At 61.9% G+C, this 16,280-nt stretch carries 15 protein-coding genes; 7 read left to right on the top strand and 8 right to left on the bottom strand.

The genetic code is table 11. The annotated features are described in order from the left end of the window. Positions 1-49: 49 nt before the first annotated feature. The 3 genes from CER19_RS00300 to CER19_RS00290 are packed head-to-tail and all read right to left on the bottom strand — an operon-like array spanning position 50 to position 2,371. Positions 50-1,024, bottom strand: coding sequence for an alpha/beta hydrolase (locus CER19_RS00300; protein ID WP_116664975.1), 975 nt, complete (start codon positions 1,022-1,024; stop codon positions 50-52). Then, entirely contained in the window at positions 1,025-1,912 is an 888-nt protein-coding gene (locus tag CER19_RS00295; protein ID WP_014720040.1) for a neutral zinc metallopeptidase, read from the bottom strand. A gap of 45 nt (positions 1,913-1,957) precedes the next feature. Then, a complete protein-coding gene (locus CER19_RS00290) occupies positions 1,958-2,371 on the bottom strand; it encodes a hypothetical protein (RefSeq protein WP_116664974.1) in 414 nt (137 codons plus the stop codon). A gap of 199 nt (positions 2,372-2,570) precedes the next feature. On the opposite strand from CER19_RS00290, the gene CER19_RS00285 reads away from it, so the two are divergent. Beyond that, positions 2,571-3,449 (top strand): DMT family transporter, encoded by an 879-nt coding sequence (locus CER19_RS00285; protein ID WP_003194370.1) that lies wholly within the window; start codon positions 2,571-2,573, stop codon positions 3,447-3,449. Here CER19_RS00285 and CER19_RS00280 read toward each other — a convergent pair whose 3' ends face one another. Beyond that, positions 3,450-4,784, bottom strand: a complete 1,335-nt coding sequence (locus tag CER19_RS00280) for an MFS transporter (RefSeq protein WP_116664973.1) — start codon at positions 4,782-4,784, stop codon at positions 3,450-3,452. A 226-nt stretch (positions 4,785-5,010) separates the two neighbouring features. Between CER19_RS00280 and quiC the strand changes: the two genes are divergently transcribed. Further along, positions 5,011-6,912, top strand: a complete 1,902-nt coding sequence (quiC, locus tag CER19_RS00275; RefSeq protein WP_116664972.1) for a 3-dehydroshikimate dehydratase QuiC — start codon at positions 5,011-5,013, stop codon at positions 6,910-6,912. Positions 6,913-6,989: 77 nt separating this feature from the next. Further along, positions 6,990-7,655, top strand: coding sequence for a TetR/AcrR family transcriptional regulator (locus CER19_RS00270; protein ID WP_116664971.1), 666 nt, complete (start codon positions 6,990-6,992; stop codon positions 7,653-7,655). Positions 7,656-7,859: 204 nt separating this feature from the next. On the opposite strand, the gene CER19_RS00265 is transcribed toward CER19_RS00270, so the two are convergent. From CER19_RS00265 to CER19_RS00250, 4 genes are all read right to left on the bottom strand, one after another. Further along, positions 7,860-8,708 carry a shikimate dehydrogenase gene (locus CER19_RS00265; RefSeq protein ID WP_116664970.1) on the bottom strand — a complete coding sequence of 283 codons (849 nt, stop codon included), beginning with the start codon at positions 8,706-8,708 and terminating at the stop codon, positions 7,860-7,862. Next, positions 8,708-9,154, bottom strand: a complete 447-nt coding sequence (gene aroQ / locus CER19_RS00260) for a type II 3-dehydroquinate dehydratase (RefSeq protein ID WP_116664969.1) — start codon at positions 9,152-9,154, stop codon at positions 8,708-8,710. Before aroQ ends, CER19_RS00265 begins: the two co-directional genes overlap by 1 nt. A gap of 253 nt (positions 9,155-9,407) precedes the next feature. Next, positions 9,408-10,487: a tRNA (uridine(54)-C5)-methyltransferase TrmA gene (gene trmA / locus CER19_RS00255; RefSeq protein WP_116664968.1), complete on the bottom strand. Its 1,080-nt coding sequence runs from the start codon at positions 10,485-10,487 to the stop codon at positions 9,408-9,410. Then, complete coding sequence (locus tag CER19_RS00250) at positions 10,484-11,779, bottom strand: NCS2 family permease (RefSeq protein WP_003194342.1); 1,296 nt, start codon at positions 11,777-11,779, stop codon at positions 10,484-10,486. The genes trmA and CER19_RS00250 overlap by 4 nt, the downstream gene beginning before the upstream one ends. Positions 11,780-11,967: 188 nt before the next feature. Between CER19_RS00250 and CER19_RS00245 the strand changes: the two genes are divergently transcribed. From CER19_RS00245 to CER19_RS00230, 4 genes are all read left to right on the top strand, one after another. Then, positions 11,968-12,414, top strand: coding sequence for a DUF4879 domain-containing protein (locus tag CER19_RS00245; protein WP_116665158.1), 447 nt, complete (start codon positions 11,968-11,970; stop codon positions 12,412-12,414). A gap of 96 nt (positions 12,415-12,510) precedes the next feature. Then, positions 12,511-13,035, top strand: a complete 525-nt coding sequence (locus CER19_RS00240) for a (2Fe-2S)-binding protein (RefSeq protein ID WP_054896161.1) — start codon at positions 12,511-12,513, stop codon at positions 13,033-13,035. Next, positions 13,032-14,021 (top strand): xanthine dehydrogenase family protein subunit M, encoded by a 990-nt coding sequence (locus CER19_RS00235; protein WP_020301733.1) that lies wholly within the window; start codon positions 13,032-13,034, stop codon positions 14,019-14,021. The genes CER19_RS00240 and CER19_RS00235 overlap by 4 nt, the downstream gene beginning before the upstream one ends. Then, positions 14,018-16,201 carry a xanthine dehydrogenase family protein molybdopterin-binding subunit gene (locus tag CER19_RS00230; RefSeq protein WP_116664967.1) on the top strand — a complete coding sequence of 728 codons (2,184 nt, stop codon included), beginning with the start codon at positions 14,018-14,020 and terminating at the stop codon, positions 16,199-16,201. The genes CER19_RS00235 and CER19_RS00230 overlap by 4 nt, the downstream gene beginning before the upstream one ends. Positions 16,202-16,280: the final 79 nt, after the last annotated feature.

Genomic DNA, 16,280 nt, shown 5'->3' with positions numbered 1-16,280 from the left:
TCATCGCAGGCAAGCCAGCTCCCACATTTTTATTGGGTTTCGTCAGTGACTACTGCGTGAACAGCACCTTTTCTCCCTCTGGCGAGGTAAACATCTTATCCCCGTCATGCCCCACCCCCGGCACTTCCACCAGCCGGTGACCCAACTGCGGATGCCGCTGCTTGATGTAGTCAAAGTAGTTGTGGCCACGCATCAGCCGATACGCACCCTGGGTTTCGGCTTCGCAACTTTTATCCAATGCTGGGTGGTTGGGGTCGGTGTCCTGCTGGCCCAACAGGTAAGTAATGTCGCGCGAGACGTAGTCTTGTTCCAGTTGCTGGGCCCCTCGGTCACCCACGTAATCCGGCAGGTTTTGCATGCCGTACTTCCAGTCGTTGAAGCCTGGGCAATTGGCGATGTCGAACGTCACCGGGCGTTGCGGGCTGAAGTACGCGTAGGACGACGGGTTAGCCACCACATACCGCAGGCGGATGCCTTCGGCGTTCAGCAGCGGATGGTCGTGGCCGGTGAGGGCGAAGCGCTGCACCACCTGGCCGCCACCGGAATGCCCGGCGACCACTATTTCTTTCAGTGCCGGGAACAGTTTGCGGTTGCCCAAGTGCTTGATGATCTGGTCCAGAGCGCCATAAGAGCTGATCTGCCCTGGGCCGGTGGACGCTTCGCCGGCCATCCAGTCGTTACCCTTCCAACGCAATACCTCTTTGTCCAGATGGTTACGCTTCACGTCCACTTGATTGAGGAACTGCGGCGCGATCACCAGCGTACTGCCGCCCACCCCGGCATGCTCGGCGGCGTCGATGCCGCTTTGCAGGTAGGTTTGCGCATTGCGCAGGCGGCCATGCACGATGATCAATGCGCGGGTGACCTTGGGCAGTGGTTGGCGCCAATCCTGGCTCAGGCCCAGGCTGAGGTCGCCGGCCTCCAGATGAAAGCGATCGGGGTTGACCACCTTGACGCCGTGTTCGGCTGCGAAGGTGCAACAGGACACGAGCACCCCCAGCAGTAACCCCAATCGTTTGATCATTTAGAGACTCTTGGCCGCGAAGGTATCGCATTGAGTGATCTGGCCCTGGGCGAAGCCGGTCTTGAACCAGCGCACGCGCTGGGCCGAGGTGCCGTGGGTGAACGAGTCTGGTACCACGCGCCCCTGGCCTTGTTGCTGCAAGCGGTCATCGCCGATGGCATTGGCTGCGTTCAGGGCCTCTTCGATATCACCGGGTTCCAGCCAGTTCAGGCGTTTTTGCGCATGGTTGGCCCACACGCCGGCAAAGCAATCGGCTTGCAGTTCCTGGCGAACCAGCAGGCCACCGTCGCCTTCCATCTGCCGACCCTGTTGGCGCGCTGCCTGGATCTTGGACGAGATGCCCAGCAACGTTTGTACGTGGTGCCCGATTTCGTGGGCGATCACGTAGGCCTGGGCGAAATCACCGGCGGCCTGGAAGCGTTGCGACATTTCCCGGAAAAAATCCAGGTCCAGGTACACCTGCTGGTCCGCCGGGCAGTAGAACGGGCCGCTGGCTGAGGTGGCGCCACCACAGGCTGAGTTCACCCGGCCACGGAACAGGATCAGTTTCGGGTTCTTATACGCCAGACCATTTTCCTGGAACACTTGGCCCCAGGTGTCTTCGGTATCGCCCAGCACAGCGCGCACAAAGTCGGCTTGCTCATCGTTGGCTGGCGGCGCTTGACGCGGCTGGGTGCTGACCGACGGCGCCTGTTCCATCTGGCCAGTCAATTGGCCAAGAATCTGCATCGGGTCCTGGCCGGTCAGCCAGCCAATGCCGACGATCAGCACGATGGCCGTGAGGCTCAGGCCCTTGCCGCCGCCGAAGCGCATACCGCCGCCGCCGCCGCCACTGTCGTTACGGGCATCCACCACGTTGTCGCTGCGTCGGCCTTTTTTCCATAGCATGGGAGCAATCCTCTGTGTGCTAACCGTGATTGATTATGGTCGGTATTAACGGCAATAGCCTTCGCCAGTGGCAACGATCAGGCAGTCTTTTTTATCTGCCAGCCACTTCAAGCCGGTGGCGGCGCCGTCGCCAGCGCGCAACAGCTGCGGGCCGTCGGGGCGGGTGAAGGCGATGCCGTCTTCGGCGGCCTCACCTTTGAAGGTGCCCGCGTCGTCGGCGTCCAGACCGTATTGCATGGTGAGAAGGTAGTGGCCGCGGCCAATGCTGTCGTCCTTGGCGATGGTCAGGTGCAAGCCTTCGACACCGACCCACTGGCCGACCCATTTATCGGTGGGCGGGGTCTCGGGCACCAGGGTCGCTTGCACGGAAGCCGGCGCGGGCTTGGGGGCTTCTTTCGGTGCTTTGTCGCAGGCAGCGAGCAGGGCGAGGGCAGGCAGGGCAAAGAGGATTTTTTTCATAGCGGCAAGGCCTTGGTTAAAAAGTGTGCAACGCCGGGGCGAGCGTGCAGCGTTGGACTAGGATCCATCGATTTAGTGCGCTGTTCGCCCGGTGTTTGGTTATGCTCTTGGGGCAGACTCCGGCCCGGCTGCTAGATTACCGGGTTGAGCGCTCCTTGGTTCAGTGCTCAGCGTCCCGCTCGCCACACAAGAGAATTCAATGACTGTCAGTACCCCGCTCTCCGGCGTCAACCATCCGTTCAAAGGCATCCTGCTGATTGTGCTGGCGACGTTCCTGTTCTCCAGCCACGACGCCTTGTCCAAATACCTGGCCGGGTTCTACCCGATTGTGATGGTGGTGTGGGCGCGGTACATGGTGCACACCTTGCTGATGGCCGGGATCTTCCTGCCGCAATCGGGCCTGCGCGTGTTGCGCAGCAAGCGGCCGGGCATGCAGGTGGTGCGGGCGTTATGCCTGTTGGGCACCAGCCTGTTCTTCACCACGGCGCTGCATTACATCCCGTTGGCCGAAGCTACAGCGGTGAACTTCCTGGCGCCGATCCTGGTGACGGCGCTGTCGGTGCCGTTGCTGGGTGAGCACGTGACCCGTGGCCAGTGGCTGGCGGTGATCTGCGGGTTTATCGGCGTGGTGATCATCATCCACCCCGGCGGCGAGCTGTTTACCCCGGCGGTGTTGCTGCCGCTGTGCTCGGCGCTGTTCTTCTGCTTCTACCAGTTGCTCACGCGCATCCTCAGCCAGTACGACAGCCCGACCACCAGCAACTTCTTCGCCGGCCTGTGCAACACCTTGGTAATGAGTGCGATGGTGCCGTTCTTCTGGCAAGTGCCGACGCTGTGGCACGCGGTGATGATGCTGGCGCTGGGCACCTGCGGGATGACCGCGCACTTGATGCTCACCCAGGCGTTCCGCTTCGCAGCGCCGGCCTTGCTGGCGCCGTTTGGCTATTGCCAGATCGTATTCGCGGGGTTGTTGGGCTGGCTGGTGTTCAGCCATACCCCCGATATGACCACGGTGGTGGGTATCGGGGTGATCTGCATGAGCGGGTTGGCCGCTGCCTGGCAGCAGCGGCGGCGTTAGTTAAACGTCTACCGTGGGGATCTTGCGCGGCGCCATGAAGTACATCCACACCAGTGCGATGAAGTACATCGCCGGGATCAGGGTGAACAACACCGTGTAGTTGTTGTTGGTCACCGTGAGGATATGGCCGACGATCTGGGTCATGAACATGCCGCCGATGGCCGCGCACATGCCGCCGAAGCCGAACACCGTGCTCATCATGTGCTTGGGCGTGTAGTCCATCACCAGGCTCCAGATGTTGGCGGTCCAGGCCTGGTGCGCGCCGATGGCCAGGGAGATGGCAAACACCGCGACCCACAGCTGGCTGGAGCCGGCTGCCATGATCACGCCGACGATGCAGCAGGCGAACAGCAGCATGGACAACAGCCGCGCCTTGATCGAGTTCATCCCACGGCCAATCAGGAATGACGACAGGATCCCGCCGCCCACGCTGCCGAAGTCGGCGGTGAGGTAAATGATGATCAGCGGAATGCCCATCTGGGTCACGTTGATGCCCAGGTTGTATTGCTGGTTCAAGAACGGCGGCAGCCAATACAGGTAGAACCAGAACCCCGGCGCAGTGAGCGAGTAGGCGAGGGCGAAGGCCCAGGTGCCACGCATGCGCAGGATGCGGCTGAACGGCACGCGGGGTTGTTCCGGTTCGACTTCCTGTTGCACGTAGTCCAATTCGGATTGTTTAACGGTGGGGTGGTCTTCCGGGTTGTAGTACTTCAAGCCCCAGAGCACCAGCCAGATACCGCCGAGTGCCGACATGCACAGGAACGCCGCCTGCCAGCCCCACACGTGCAGGATCAACGGCAGCAGCATCGGCGTCATCATCGCGCCGACGTTGGTGCCGGCGTTGAAGATACCGGTGGCCACTGCACGTTCACCTGCCGGGAACCACAAGCGTGTGGTCTTGACGCAGGCCGGGTAGTTGGCGGCTTCGGTCAGCCCGAGGATAAACCGGCAGACCATAAAACCGACCGCCGAGGTGGCCAGGCCATGGGCACCGGTGGCCAGGCTCCACAGCAGCACGGCGCAGAAGAACACGCGCTTGACGCCGACCCGGTCGATCAGGCGGCCTTGCAGCACAAAGCCGATGGCGTAGCCGACCTGGAACCAGAAGTTGATGTTGGCGTAGTCCATCGCCGTCCAGCTCATTTCCTTGGCGAGGATTGGTTGCATCACGCCCAGGGCGGCGCGGTCGATGTAGTTCAAGGTGGTGGCGAAGAACACGAGGGCCAGCATGCCCCAGCGCGTTTTACCCACGGCCAGGGCACCGCGGATCTTGTCGCCGATGCCGGCGTGCGGGTTGCCCGGGCGCGCGGCCAGGGCTGAATTTTGCAGAGGCATGAGGTTTGTACCCGTTTTTTGAAATTCTTATGGTGTGTTCTGGGTCTTTGTTACGTGAACGAATTGCCCGGTCGATGGTGCGCAGTGGTTAAAAAGTCGTCAATTCGCCAAAGGGGCTTAGTGTTCGATAATCGCACCAAAAACTAACCGGTTCGTACATTTTAATTGCTGCCTGTAGGCTGGGGGCGAATAATTTGCCACAAACAACAATTGCCGGGAGTCTTCCATGCAACGTTCTATTGCCACTGTGTCCTTGAGCGGCACCCTGCCGGAAAAACTCGAAGCCATCGCCGCCGCCGGGTTTGATGGGGTGGAGATCTTTGAGAACGACTTGTTGTATTACGACGGCAGCCCTCGGGAAGTTAGGCAGATGTGCGCCGACCTGGGCATCGCCATTACCCTGTTCCAGCCGTTTCGCGACTTCGAAGGCTGCCGCCGAGATCGCCTGGCGCGCAACCTGGAGCGTGCCGAACGCAAATTCGATTTGATGCAGGAGCTGGGCACCGACCTGGTGCTGGTGTGCAGCAACGCCTCGGCCGACAGCGTGGGCGACGAACGTATTCTGCTCGATGACCTGAGCCTGCTGGCCGAACACGCCGGCAAGCGCGGCCTGCGCATTGGCTATGAAGCCCTGGCCTGGGGCAAGCATGTGAACACCTGGCAGCAGGTGTGGAACCTGGTGCGCCAGGTCGACCACCCAAGCCTGGGCGTGTTGCTCGACAGCTTCCACACCTTGTCGCTCAAGGGCGACCCAAGCGGCATCGCCCAGATCCCCGGCGACAAGATTTTCTTCGTGCAGATGGCCGACGCGCCGATCCTGGCCATGGATGTGCTGGAGTGGAGTCGGCATTTCCGCTGTTTCCCAGGCCAGGGCGAATTTGACCTGGCGGGCTTTCTCGCGCCAATCATCAAAAGTGGCTACAGCGGGCCCTTGTCCCTGGAAATTTTCAACGATGGCTTCCGCGCCGCGCCCACTCGTGCGAATGCGGCAGATGGCTTGCGCTCGTTGCTGTACCTGGAAGAGAAAACCCGCCAGCGCCTGGCGCAAGAAGCCCCCGCTGCGCCGGTGGACATCCTGTTTGAAACCCCGGCGGCCAGCGAGTACGACGGTATCGAATTCCTGGAATTTGCCGTGGATGAAAGCCTCGGCGCCAAGCTGAGCAATTGGCTGGAACGCCTGGGTTTTGCCAAGGCCGGCCAGCATCGCTCGAAGAATGTGAGCCTGTTGCGCCAGGGCGATATCAACCTGATCCTCAACTGCGAACCCTATTCCTTCGCCCACAACTTTTTCGAGGCCCATGGCCCGTCGTTGTGTGCCACGGCGGTGCGGGTCAAGGACAGCGCCAAGGCCCTGGAGCGGGCGGTGGCCTACAAGGGCCAGCCTTATCGCGGCCTGGTCGGCCCCAACGAGCTGGAATTGGCCGCCGTGCGTGCACCGGATGGCAGCCTGATTTATCTGGTCGACCCCAGTGAAGGCGGGCTGTACGACACCGATTTCAACCTGCAAGCGGCCACACCCGCCAGCGGCGGCTTGTTGCGCATCGACCACATGGCCATGGCCTTGCCGGCCGACAGCCTCGACAGTTGGGTGTTGTTCTACAAAAGCCTGCTGGATTTCGAAGCCGACGACGAAGTGGTGCTGCCCGACCCTTACGGCCTGGTGAAAAGCCGTGCGTTGCGTAGCCGTTGCAGCTCGATCCGCCTGCCGCTGAATATCTCCGAAAACCGCAACACTGCGATTTCCCACGCGCTCTCCAGCTATCGCGGTTCGGGTGTGCACCATATTGCGTTTGATTGCGCGGACATTTTTGCTGAAGTACGCCGGGCCAAGGAAGCCGGTGTGCCGCTGCTGGATATCCCGCTCAACTACTACGACGACCTGGCTGCGCGCTTCGATTTTGACGACGAGTTCCTCAGCGAGCTGGCGTACTACAACGTGCTGTATGACCGCGACGCCCAGGGCGGTGAGTTGTTTCATGTGTACACCGAGCCGTTCGAAGGACGGTTTTTCTTCGAGATCATCCAGCGCAAGCATGGCTATGCCGGCTACGGCGCGGCCAACGTGGCGGTGCGTCTGGCGGCGATGGCCAAGTCACGCAGCGGTGCGGCGCGCCAGGCCCGTTTATAAGGGCAGGGCGGGTGCTTCCTTCGGGGAGCGCCTCGGCCCATAATCGGGCCTGCCCAAGCAATCGCCGTGAGCGCACCATGACCCTGACCCCTGACCTCTGCGCTGTGTCAGACACACCGCGCAAGAGTCGCAAGAACAATCCGGAAAAGACCCGCGAAAATATCCTGCAGGAAGCTATTGTCGAGTTTGTTCAGCAGGGCCTGGCTGGCGCTCGCGTGGACGCCATCGCCGAGCGCATTCACACCTCCAAGCGCATGATCTATTACTACTTTGGCAGCAAGGAACAGCTATACGTCGAGGTGCTGGAGAAGCTCTACGGTGATATCCGCAACACTGAAACGCGTATGAACCTCACCGCCCTGGAACCCCGTGAGGCGATTCGCCGGCTGGTGGAATTCACCTTTGATCACCACGACCAGAACGTGGATTTCGTGCGCATCGTCAGCATCGAAAATATCCACAACGCCGAATACGTCAAGCGCACCGACACCATCAAGGCGATGAACAGCAAAATCCTGGAAGGGCTGGGGGAGACCTTGCGCCGCGGGGCTGAGTTGGGGCTGTTTCGCGAAGGGCTGGAGCCGTTGGATGTGCACTTGCTGATCAACTCGTTCAGTTTCTACCGGGTGTCCAACCGGCACACCTTCAGCGAGATTTTCCAGATCGAACTGTCGGATGAGGCGATCAAGCAGCGCCATCGGGAAATGATTTGCGAGTCGGTGTTGCGCTACCTGCAAGCCTGAGAGCACCCGCTTTCAAGAATGAATCGAATCAATGCGGGAGCTGGGCTTGCCCCAATGCTGTAGGAGCGAGCTTGCTCGCGAAAAACGTCAACGATAACGCGTGCTTGCTGAATGAACGCGGCGCCCGTGAGTTTTTCGCGAGCAAGCTCGCTCCTACAAAAAGCTGGCATTGGGGCAAGCCCACATTTTGATGGGTTTGCATCCCTAGATATTCATGCTCTGGAAGTGCGCCAGCATCCGGTCTGCATCCGCCATTTCACCGCAGAACAACTCAAATGCCTTCACCGCCTGAAACACCGCCATATTGCCGCCGTCCAGCGTACGGCAACCCAAGGCGCGAGCGTCACGCAGCAGTTGGGTTTCCAGCGGGAAGTACACAATTTCCGCTACCCACAATTCGGCCCGCAACAACGCCGCTGGCACAGGCGTGCCGGGCAGCTTGGCCATGCCCATCGGTGTGGTGTTCACCAGGCCATCGGCCTCGGCCATGGCGTTTTCCAGGTGGCTGCCGACTTGAGCGCGACCGACGCCGAAATGCTGGGTAAGGTTATCCACCAGGTCCTGGGCACGGGCGCTGTCGACGTCGAAGAGGCTCAGTTGCTCCACACCCTCGGCCAACAGTGCATGGGCCACCGCCGCGCCCGCGCCACCAGCGCCCATCTGCACCACGCGTTGGCGCGGCACGCTGTGCAAGTTGCGTCGAAAACCTTCGGCGAACCCCAGGCAGTCGGTGTTATGGCCAATGCGCTTGCCGTCCTTGAACACCACGGTGTTGACTGCGCCAATGCCCCTGGCCTCATCGGAGAGTTCGTCGAGCAAAGGCAGGATCGCCTGCTTGCACGGGTAGGTAATGTTCAGCCCGGTGAAGTGCATCAACTCGGCGGCCCGCAATAGTTCCGGCAGGGCGTTGAGGTCCAGGTGCAGCGGCTCCAGGTCGATCAGGCGATACAGGTAGCGCAAGCCCTGGGCGTCGCCTTCCTGTTCATGCAGTGCCGGTGTGCGTGAGGCCTGGATGCCGGCGCCGATCAGGCCGGCGAGAATGCGCGGTTTCATCACGTGCGTCCCTTCAGCGTCAGGCTGAAATGCTCTAGGGCCAGGTGGTAGCCATGGCTGCCAAACCCGGCCAGCACGGCCTTGGCGATCGGTGACACAAACGAGTGATGACGAAAGGCTTCACGGGCATGCACGTTGGATAAATGCACTTCGATCACCGGCACCTCACTGGCTACCAGGGCATCGCGGATCGCGACTGAGGTGTGGGTCCAGGCCGCCGGGTTGATCACAATACCGGCGCAGCGGTTGCGGGCGGCGTGGATCCAGTCGAGCAATTCGCCCTCGTGGTTGGTCTGGCGAAACTCGATCTTCAGCCCGAGCTTGTCGGCGCTGCGACCACACAGGGCGGCAATGTCGGCCAGGGTTTCATGGCCATAAGTGGCAGGCTCGCGGGTGCCGAGCAGGTTGAGGTTGGGGCCGTTGAGCACCAGCACGATGGGCGGCATAGAGGCTTCTCCACAGTTCTTATTGGTTGTGGAGTCAAAATGTACCGGTTGGTTAATTTGGTCAATGGATGGCAGCGGATCTGTTCGGTGATCGAACGTTTAATCCATGCAATTACTGGATCACCGGCTGACGCGCATTCGGTTGTAGGAGCGAGCTTGCTCGCGAAAAACCCACAGGCAACGCGTTTATCCAGGAAGCACGCGTTATCGTTGACGTTTTTCGCGAGCAAGCTCGCTCCTACAACCCGCCGCTTTATCGGCGGGTCAGCAACACACCTGATTCCATATGGTGCGTCCACGGGAACTGGTCAAACATTGCACACTGGGTGATCTGGTGCGTGTCGTGCAGTTGCGCGATGTTCGCCGCCAGCGTCTGCGGGTTGCAGGAGATGTACAGGATGTTGTCGAAGCGCCGGGTCAGCTCGCAGGTGTCCGGGTCCATGCCAGCGCGGGGCGGGTCGACGAAGACGCTACCGAATTCGTAGCTTTTCAGGTCGATGCCGTGCAGGCGGCGGAACGGGCGCACTTCGTTCAGGGCTTGGGTGAGTTCTTCGGCGGAGAGGCGCACCAGGGTGACGTTATCCACGCCATTTTCATCCAGGTTGCTCAGGGCCGCATTCACCGAGGTCTTGCTGATCTCGGTGGCCAGCACCTTGCGCACGCGGGTCGCCAGCGGCAGGGTGAAGTTGCCGTTGCCGCAATACAGCTCCAGCAAATCGTCCGGGCGATCGCCCAGCGCTTCATAGGCCCAGTTGAGCATCTTCTGGTTCACCGTGCCGTTGGGCTGGGTGAACGCGCCTTCGGGTTGGCGGTAGCTGAAGGTGCGGCCACCGACGTCGAGTTTTTCCACCACGTAGTCATGGCCGATCACATCGCGCTTGCCCTTGGAGCGGCCGATGATGCTCACATTCAGCTCAGCGGCCAATGTGTTCGCGGCGGTGTGCCACTGTTCGTCCAGCGGGCGGTGATAACACAGGGTGATCATCGCGTCGCCGGCCAGGGTGGTGAGGAACTCTACCTGGAACAGCTTGTGGCTCAGGGCGGCGCTGGCTTGCCAGGCGGCCTTGAGTTGCGGCATCAACTGGTTGATGCGCTGGCTGGCGATGGGGAATTCTTCGATGAGGATCGGCGTGCGCTTGTCCTCCTGGGAGAACATCGCGTAGTGGCGCTCGCCGCCTTCGCGCCACAGGCGGAACTCCGCGCGCAGGCGAAAGTGCTGCAGCGGCGAGTCGAAGACCTGCGGCCCGGGCGCGTCGAACGGTGCCAGCAGGTCACGCAGGCGCGTGACCTTGTCTTGCAGTTGAGCGGTGTAGCTTGCGGCGTCGAAAGTCATGCGTTGAACCAGCCCAGCTTGATCACAAACAGGATCGACAGGATCACCAGTGCCGGGTTCAGCTCACGGTAGCGGCCCGAAAGCAGCTTGATGGCGGTCCAGGCGATGAAACCGAAGGCGATGCCGTTGGCGATGGAGTAAGTGAAGGGCATCGCCAGGGCGGTGATCACCACCGGCGCTGCCACCGTAATGTCGTCCCAGTCGATTTCGGCCAGGCCTTGGCTCATCAGCACCGCCACAAACAGCAAGGCTGGCGCGGTGGCATAGGCCGGCACGCTGGCGGCCAGTGGCGAGAAGAACAACGCCAGCAAAAACAGGATCGCGACCACGATGGCGGTCAAGCCGGTACGGCCACCGGCGCTCACGCCTGCGGCCGATTCGATGTAGCTGGTAGTGGTCGAGGTGCCCAGCAGGGAACCGGCCATGGCGGCGGTACTGTCGGCGATCAGTGCACGGCCCATTTTCGGCATATGGCCGTCTTTGCCCATCAGGCCGGCGCGCTTGGCGACGCCGATCAGGGTGCCGGAGTTGTCGAACAGGTCAACGAACAGGAAGGCGAAGATCACGCTGACTAGGCCGATGTCCAGCGCGCCCTTGATATCCAGCTGCAGGAAGGTCGGCGCCAGGGACGGCGGTACCGAGGTCACACCGATGAACGGCGTGAAGCCCAGGACGATGGAGGCGACGGTCACCGCCAGGATGCCGATCAGCACCGCGCCGCGTACGGCCAGGGCTTCCAGCGCGACGATCAGGACGAAACCCAGGGTGGCCAGGATCGGCGCCGGTTGCTTCAGGTCGCCCAGGCCGACCATGGTGGCCGGGTTGCTCACCACGATACCGGCGTTATGCAGGGCGATCAGCGCCAGGAACAGGCCGATGCCGGCGGCAATCGCCGAGCGCAGCGGCAGGGGGATGGCGTTGATGATCCACTCACGAATGCGGAAGATCGACAGCAGGAAAAACAGCACCGCCGAAATGAATACCGCACCCAGCGCCACCTGCCAGGTGTGGCCCATGTGCAGGACCACGGTGTAGGTGAAGAAGGCGTTGAGGCCCATGCCCGGTGCCAGGGCAATCGGGTAGTTGGCGATCAGGCCCATCACGGTCGAACCGATGGCCGCCGCCAGGCAGGTGGCGACAAACACCGCGCCCTTGTCCATGCCGGTCTCGCCGAGGATGCTCGGGTTCACGAACAGGATGTAGGCCATGGCCAGGAAGGTGGTGATCCCCGCGAGAATCTCGGTGCGCACATTGGTGTTGTGGGCTTTGAGTTGAAACAGCTTTTCCAGCATGCCGGCTCCCTGTGACGCTAGTGTGCGTCGTGATTTGTTGACCTCTAAGTCAAAGCACAAACTGCGCCAAACGCTTGTGGTTTCAGAGAGGATCGGAAAAAGCGGCGCATCATACCAGCAGCCGAGGCTGTGTGGCGCATGGGCTTGAGGCATACTGCGCCGACGTTCAACAGCCGGTCATCAACAGCATGAAAAAAGCCAACCCGTGGAGTCTAGCTCTGATCGCCAGTATCAGCCTGTGGCTGGGCGCGGCACCGGCATGGGGCGCGGCTGCACCGGCCTTGAGCGAGGTGCGGGTGTTCAAGGTGGAGTCGGCCAACTGCACCGAAGCGATCCCGGAGCGGGTCAACACCACCCAGATGTGCGAGCACCGCGGGCCCACCCAGGTCTCGGTGATGGAAGTCGGCCTGGGCAACAGCCCCATGGGCCGCTTCAACGGCGCAGAGTTGAATGGGCAACGCACAGCGGTGTGCCAGGTCGGCAACATCAGTGAGGCGTGCAACGGCGTGGGCACCTTGATGGGCTACATCTATGTGTTCGACCTGAACGTCCAGGCCCAGGGCTGGTTCGAATTCACCAATACCTCGATCAACCCACCGCAAAACACCCTGAAAGCCCAGCTCAATATCCGCTGATCAATCATCTTGAACGCTCAAAACCCCGGGAAGTCGTACCCCTAAGACGGCGATTTTCCTGAACGCCGCGGACGTACACCAACCCGTGAGGTGTTTATGAGCGCGACCCCCAATGGCGCGGCGGCCCAGCCGTTCGTCGCCCACCCGATACGCCTGACACTCAACGGCCAGGATCGCCAACTGAACGTGTTGCCCTGGACCACCTTGCTGGACTTGCTGCGTGAGCAGTTGGACCTGGTGGGCAGCAAAAAAGGCTGCGACCACGGCCAGTGCGGCGCTTGCACCGTGTTGCGTGACGGCAAACGCGTGAATGCCTGCCTGACCCTGGCCGTGATGTGCGACGGCGCCGAATTGACCACCGTCGAAGGCCTGGCCGACGGCGACCAACTGCACCCCATGCAACAGGCCTTTATCCAGCACGACGCTTTCCAATGCGGCTATTGCACGCCCGGCCAGATCTGTTCTGCCGTGGGCCTGGCCAATGAAGGCCGCGCCCACGACCGTGCGCAGATCCAGGAATTGATGAGCGGCAACCTGTGCCGCTGCGGCGCCTACAACAACATCCGCGATGCCATCGAAGACGCGCTGCCGGCCTGCCGTCGCCAGGGAGGTGAGTCATGAACCCCTTCCACTACAGCAGGCCGACCGATGTGCAGCAGGCTGTTCAGATGAGCAGCGCCGCCTCGCGCTTTATCGCCGGTGGCACCAACCTGCTGGACCTGATGAAGGAAAACATCAGCCATCCCGAGCACCTGATCGACATCACCGGCTTGCCGCTGCATGACATTCAAGAGACCGCCGAGGGTGGCCTGCGTATCGGTGCGCTGGTGAGCAACGCCGACCTGGCCTGGCACCCGCTCATTGAGCAGCGTTATCCGTTGCTGTCCCAGGCCATCCTCGCCGGGGCGTCCCCGCAGTTACGCAACATGGCCAGTACCGGCGGCAACCTGTTGCAGCGCACCCGTTGCTATTACTTCTACGACGCCGCGGTGCCGTGCAACAAGCGCCAGCCCGGCAGCGGCTGCCCGGCGCGCAACGGTTTGAACCGTATCCATGCGATCCTCGGCGCCAGTGAACAGTGCGTGGCCACCCATCCATCGGACATGTGCGTGGCCTTGGCGGCGCTTGCAGCGCGGGTGCATGTAGAAGGACGCGGCGGCGCACGGGTGATCGAGTTCGCCGACTTCCATCGCTTGCCAGGCGATGCGCCGCAACGTGACAACCAATTGGCCGACGATGAGCTGATCACCGCGATTGAACTGCCCGCCGATCACTTGGCCCGCCACAGCCACTACCTGAAAATCCGCGACCGGGCCTCCTATGCCTTCGCCCTGGTGTCTGTGGCCGCCGCCTTGGAACTGGACGGCGATGAAATCATCGACGCCCGCCTGGCCTTGGGCGGTGTGGCGCATAAACCCTGGCGTGACCGCGCAGTGGAAGCCTTGCTGATTGGCCGCACAGTCAGCCGCGAAACCTTCAGCGCCGCCGCCGATGCCCTGCTGCAAGACGCCGAACCGTTGGAACACAACGGCTTCAAGGTCAAGCTGGCCCGGCGCGCAATCATTCGTGCCCTGAGCGACGCCGCCGTCGCAGGAGAACAGCCATGAGCGCCATCGGCAAACCCCTGGACCGTGTCGACGGTCTGCTCAAGGTCACCGGCCAAGCGCGTTATGCCGGTGAATTTCCCGAGGACGGCCTGCTGCATGGCAGCGTGGTGTCGAGCACTGTCGCCAAAGGCCGGGTGCTGCGCATCGATGCGTCCAAGGCGTTGGCCTTGCCCGGTGTGGTGGACGTGATCCATCATCTCAATCGGCCGAAAATCGCCAGCTATGACGAGGCCTTCGCCGATGCCGATGCGGCCGATGGCTCGCCCTTTCGCCCGCTGTATAACGACCGGGTGCTTTACAGCGGCCAGCCCCTGGCCCTGGTGATCGCCGATAACCTCGAACTGGCGCGGCACGCCGGCTCGCTGGTACAGATCGACTACGCCCCCGAAGCCTTCGAAACCGACCTGCTCACCCAGCAAGCGGCGGCGCACCTGTCGCCCCAGGCTCCGCCCGGGCCGCGAGGCAACTTCGAGGCTGAATGGGCCGGTGCCGCAATCAGTCTGGACTTGCACTACAGCACGCCCATCGAGCACCACAACCCGATGGAACCCCACGCCAGCACCGTGCTGTATCAACCCGACGGCACCCTGCATATCCATGACAAGACCCAGGGCCCGCAGAACTGCCAGGCCTACGTGCAAAAAGTCTTCGGCCTGGACAAGCGCCAGGTGCGCATCTTCGCCGCTTTCGTCGGTGGCGCTTTCGGTTCGGGCCTGCGCCCGCAATATCAATTGCCGCTCGCGGTGATGGCGGCCATGGCGCTCAAGCGCTCGGTGCGCGTTACCCTGACGCGTCAGCAGATGTTCACCTTTGGCTATCGCCCGCGCACCTTGCAGCGTTTGCAGATGGGCGCCGCCGCTAATGGACGCTTGCTGGCCCTGGGGCACACCGCGATTGGCCAGACGTCGCGGTTTGAGGATTTCAGCGAGCACGTGGTGGAGTGGAGCGGCATGCTCTATCACTGCGACAACGTGCAGTTGACCTACAAGCTGGCGCCGTTGGACGTGTTTACCCCGCTGGATATGCGTGCCCCCGGTGCAGCACTTGGCGTGCTTGGCCTGGAGTGCGCCATGGACGAACTGGCTTGCGCCCTGGCCATCGACCCGGTGCAGTTGCGGCTGATCAACTACGCCGAACGTAACCAGAACGAAGACAAACCCTGGTCGAGCAAGGCCCTGCGCGAGTGCTACAGCGAGGGCGCCGAACGCTTCGGCTGGCACCAACGCAACCCGGAACCGCGCAGCATGCGTGACGGCCGCCAGTTGATCGGCTGGGGCATGGCCGGCGGGGTGTGGGAAGCCATGCAGATGAAAGCCAGCGCCAAGGCGCGCCTCGACGCCGAGGGCAAGCTCACCGTTAGCAGCGCCACCACCGACATTGGTACCGGCACTTACACTGTAATGACTCAAATCGCCGCCCAGGCCAGTGGCGTGGCCATGGCCGACGTGCGTTTTGTGCTGGGTGATTCGTCGTTGCCCACCGCGCCGTTGCAGGGCGGCTCGTTTACCGTCTCGTCCGTCGGCACTGCCGTGCAGCAAGCGTGCGAAGCGCTGAATGCCAAGTTGCTGAAGATCGCCCGGCAGACTTATCCGGTATTCAAGGATGCCGATTCGGCTCGGTTTGAAGACGGCCAGCTACACAGCGGTGACGTGAGCGTGTCGTTGGCGCAATTGGTCAAGGACAGCGGTGAAGAGGCCCTGGAGGTACAGGTCGACAGCCAGCCCGACAAGAAGCGCGAGGGTTATGCCAGCGCTACTCACTCGGCGGTGTTCGTCGAGGTGCGGGTTGATGAAGACCTGGGCACCATTAAGGTCAGCCGTGTGGTCAGCGCCATTGCCGCTGGGCGCGTGGTCAACCCCAAGATGGCCCGCAGCCAGATTCTCGGCGGCGTGGTGTGGGGGATTGGTATGGCCCTGCATGAAGAGACCCAGGTCGACCATGAACTGGGGCGCTACATGAACCACAGCCTGGCCGAGTACCACATCCCGGTGAACGCCGATATTGGCGAGATTGACGTGCTGTTTGTCGAAGAGCACGACGAGATCGTCAATGCGCTCGGGTCCAAGGGCGTGGGGGAAATCGGCATTGTCGGGGTGGCGGCGGCGGTGGCGAATGCGGTTTACCATGCCACCGGCAAGCGGGTTCGGGAGTTTCCGATTACCTTGGATAAGGTGTTGTAGCGCAAACCGTCAGGCCAATGAGGTTCCAATGTGGGAGCTGGCTTGCCTGCGATAGCGGTGTATCAGCCACCAGAAAGTT

The sequence above is a fragment of the Pseudomonas sp. GL93 genome (assembly GCF_003408955.1).
Classification (GTDB): domain Bacteria; phylum Pseudomonadota; class Gammaproteobacteria; order Pseudomonadales; family Pseudomonadaceae; genus Aquipseudomonas; species Aquipseudomonas paracarnis.
This window is presented reverse-complemented; position numbering and strand designations above follow the sequence as displayed.

Excerpts from the sequence above, each read along its gene's own strand:
- CER19_RS00235 (WP_020301733.1), top strand. The coding sequence starts at position 13,032 with ATGAACCCCTTCCACTACAGCAGGCCGACCGATGTGCAGCAGGCTGTT.
- CER19_RS00285 (WP_003194370.1), top strand. The coding sequence starts at position 2,571 with ATGACTGTCAGTACCCCGCTCTCCGGCGTCAACCATCCGTTCAAAGGC.
- CER19_RS00270 (WP_116664971.1), top strand. The coding sequence starts at position 6,990 with ATGACCCTGACCCCTGACCTCTGCGCTGTGTCAGACACACCGCGCAAG.
- CER19_RS00245 (WP_116665158.1), top strand. The coding sequence starts at position 11,968 with ATGAAAAAAGCCAACCCGTGGAGTCTAGCTCTGATCGCCAGTATCAGC.
- CER19_RS00300 (WP_116664975.1), bottom strand. The coding sequence starts at position 1,024 with ATGATCAAACGATTGGGGTTACTGCTGGGGGTGCTCGTGTCCTGTTGC.
- CER19_RS00280 (WP_116664973.1), bottom strand. The coding sequence starts at position 4,784 with ATGCCTCTGCAAAATTCAGCCCTGGCCGCGCGCCCGGGCAACCCGCAC.
- CER19_RS00240 (WP_054896161.1), top strand. The coding sequence starts at position 12,511 with ATGAGCGCGACCCCCAATGGCGCGGCGGCCCAGCCGTTCGTCGCCCAC.
- CER19_RS00250 (WP_003194342.1), bottom strand. The coding sequence starts at position 11,779 with ATGCTGGAAAAGCTGTTTCAACTCAAAGCCCACAACACCAATGTGCGC.
- trmA (WP_116664968.1), bottom strand. The coding sequence starts at position 10,487 with ATGACTTTCGACGCCGCAAGCTACACCGCTCAACTGCAAGACAAGGTC.
- CER19_RS00295 (WP_014720040.1), bottom strand. The coding sequence starts at position 1,912 with ATGCTATGGAAAAAAGGCCGACGCAGCGACAACGTGGTGGATGCCCGT.
- CER19_RS00230 (WP_116664967.1), top strand. The coding sequence starts at position 14,018 with ATGAGCGCCATCGGCAAACCCCTGGACCGTGTCGACGGTCTGCTCAAG.
- CER19_RS00265 (WP_116664970.1), bottom strand. The coding sequence starts at position 8,708 with ATGAAACCGCGCATTCTCGCCGGCCTGATCGGCGCCGGCATCCAGGCC.
- aroQ (WP_116664969.1), bottom strand. The coding sequence starts at position 9,154 with ATGCCGCCCATCGTGCTGGTGCTCAACGGCCCCAACCTCAACCTGCTC.
- CER19_RS00290 (WP_116664974.1), bottom strand. The coding sequence starts at position 2,371 with ATGAAAAAAATCCTCTTTGCCCTGCCTGCCCTCGCCCTGCTCGCTGCC.
- quiC (WP_116664972.1), top strand. The coding sequence starts at position 5,011 with ATGCAACGTTCTATTGCCACTGTGTCCTTGAGCGGCACCCTGCCGGAA.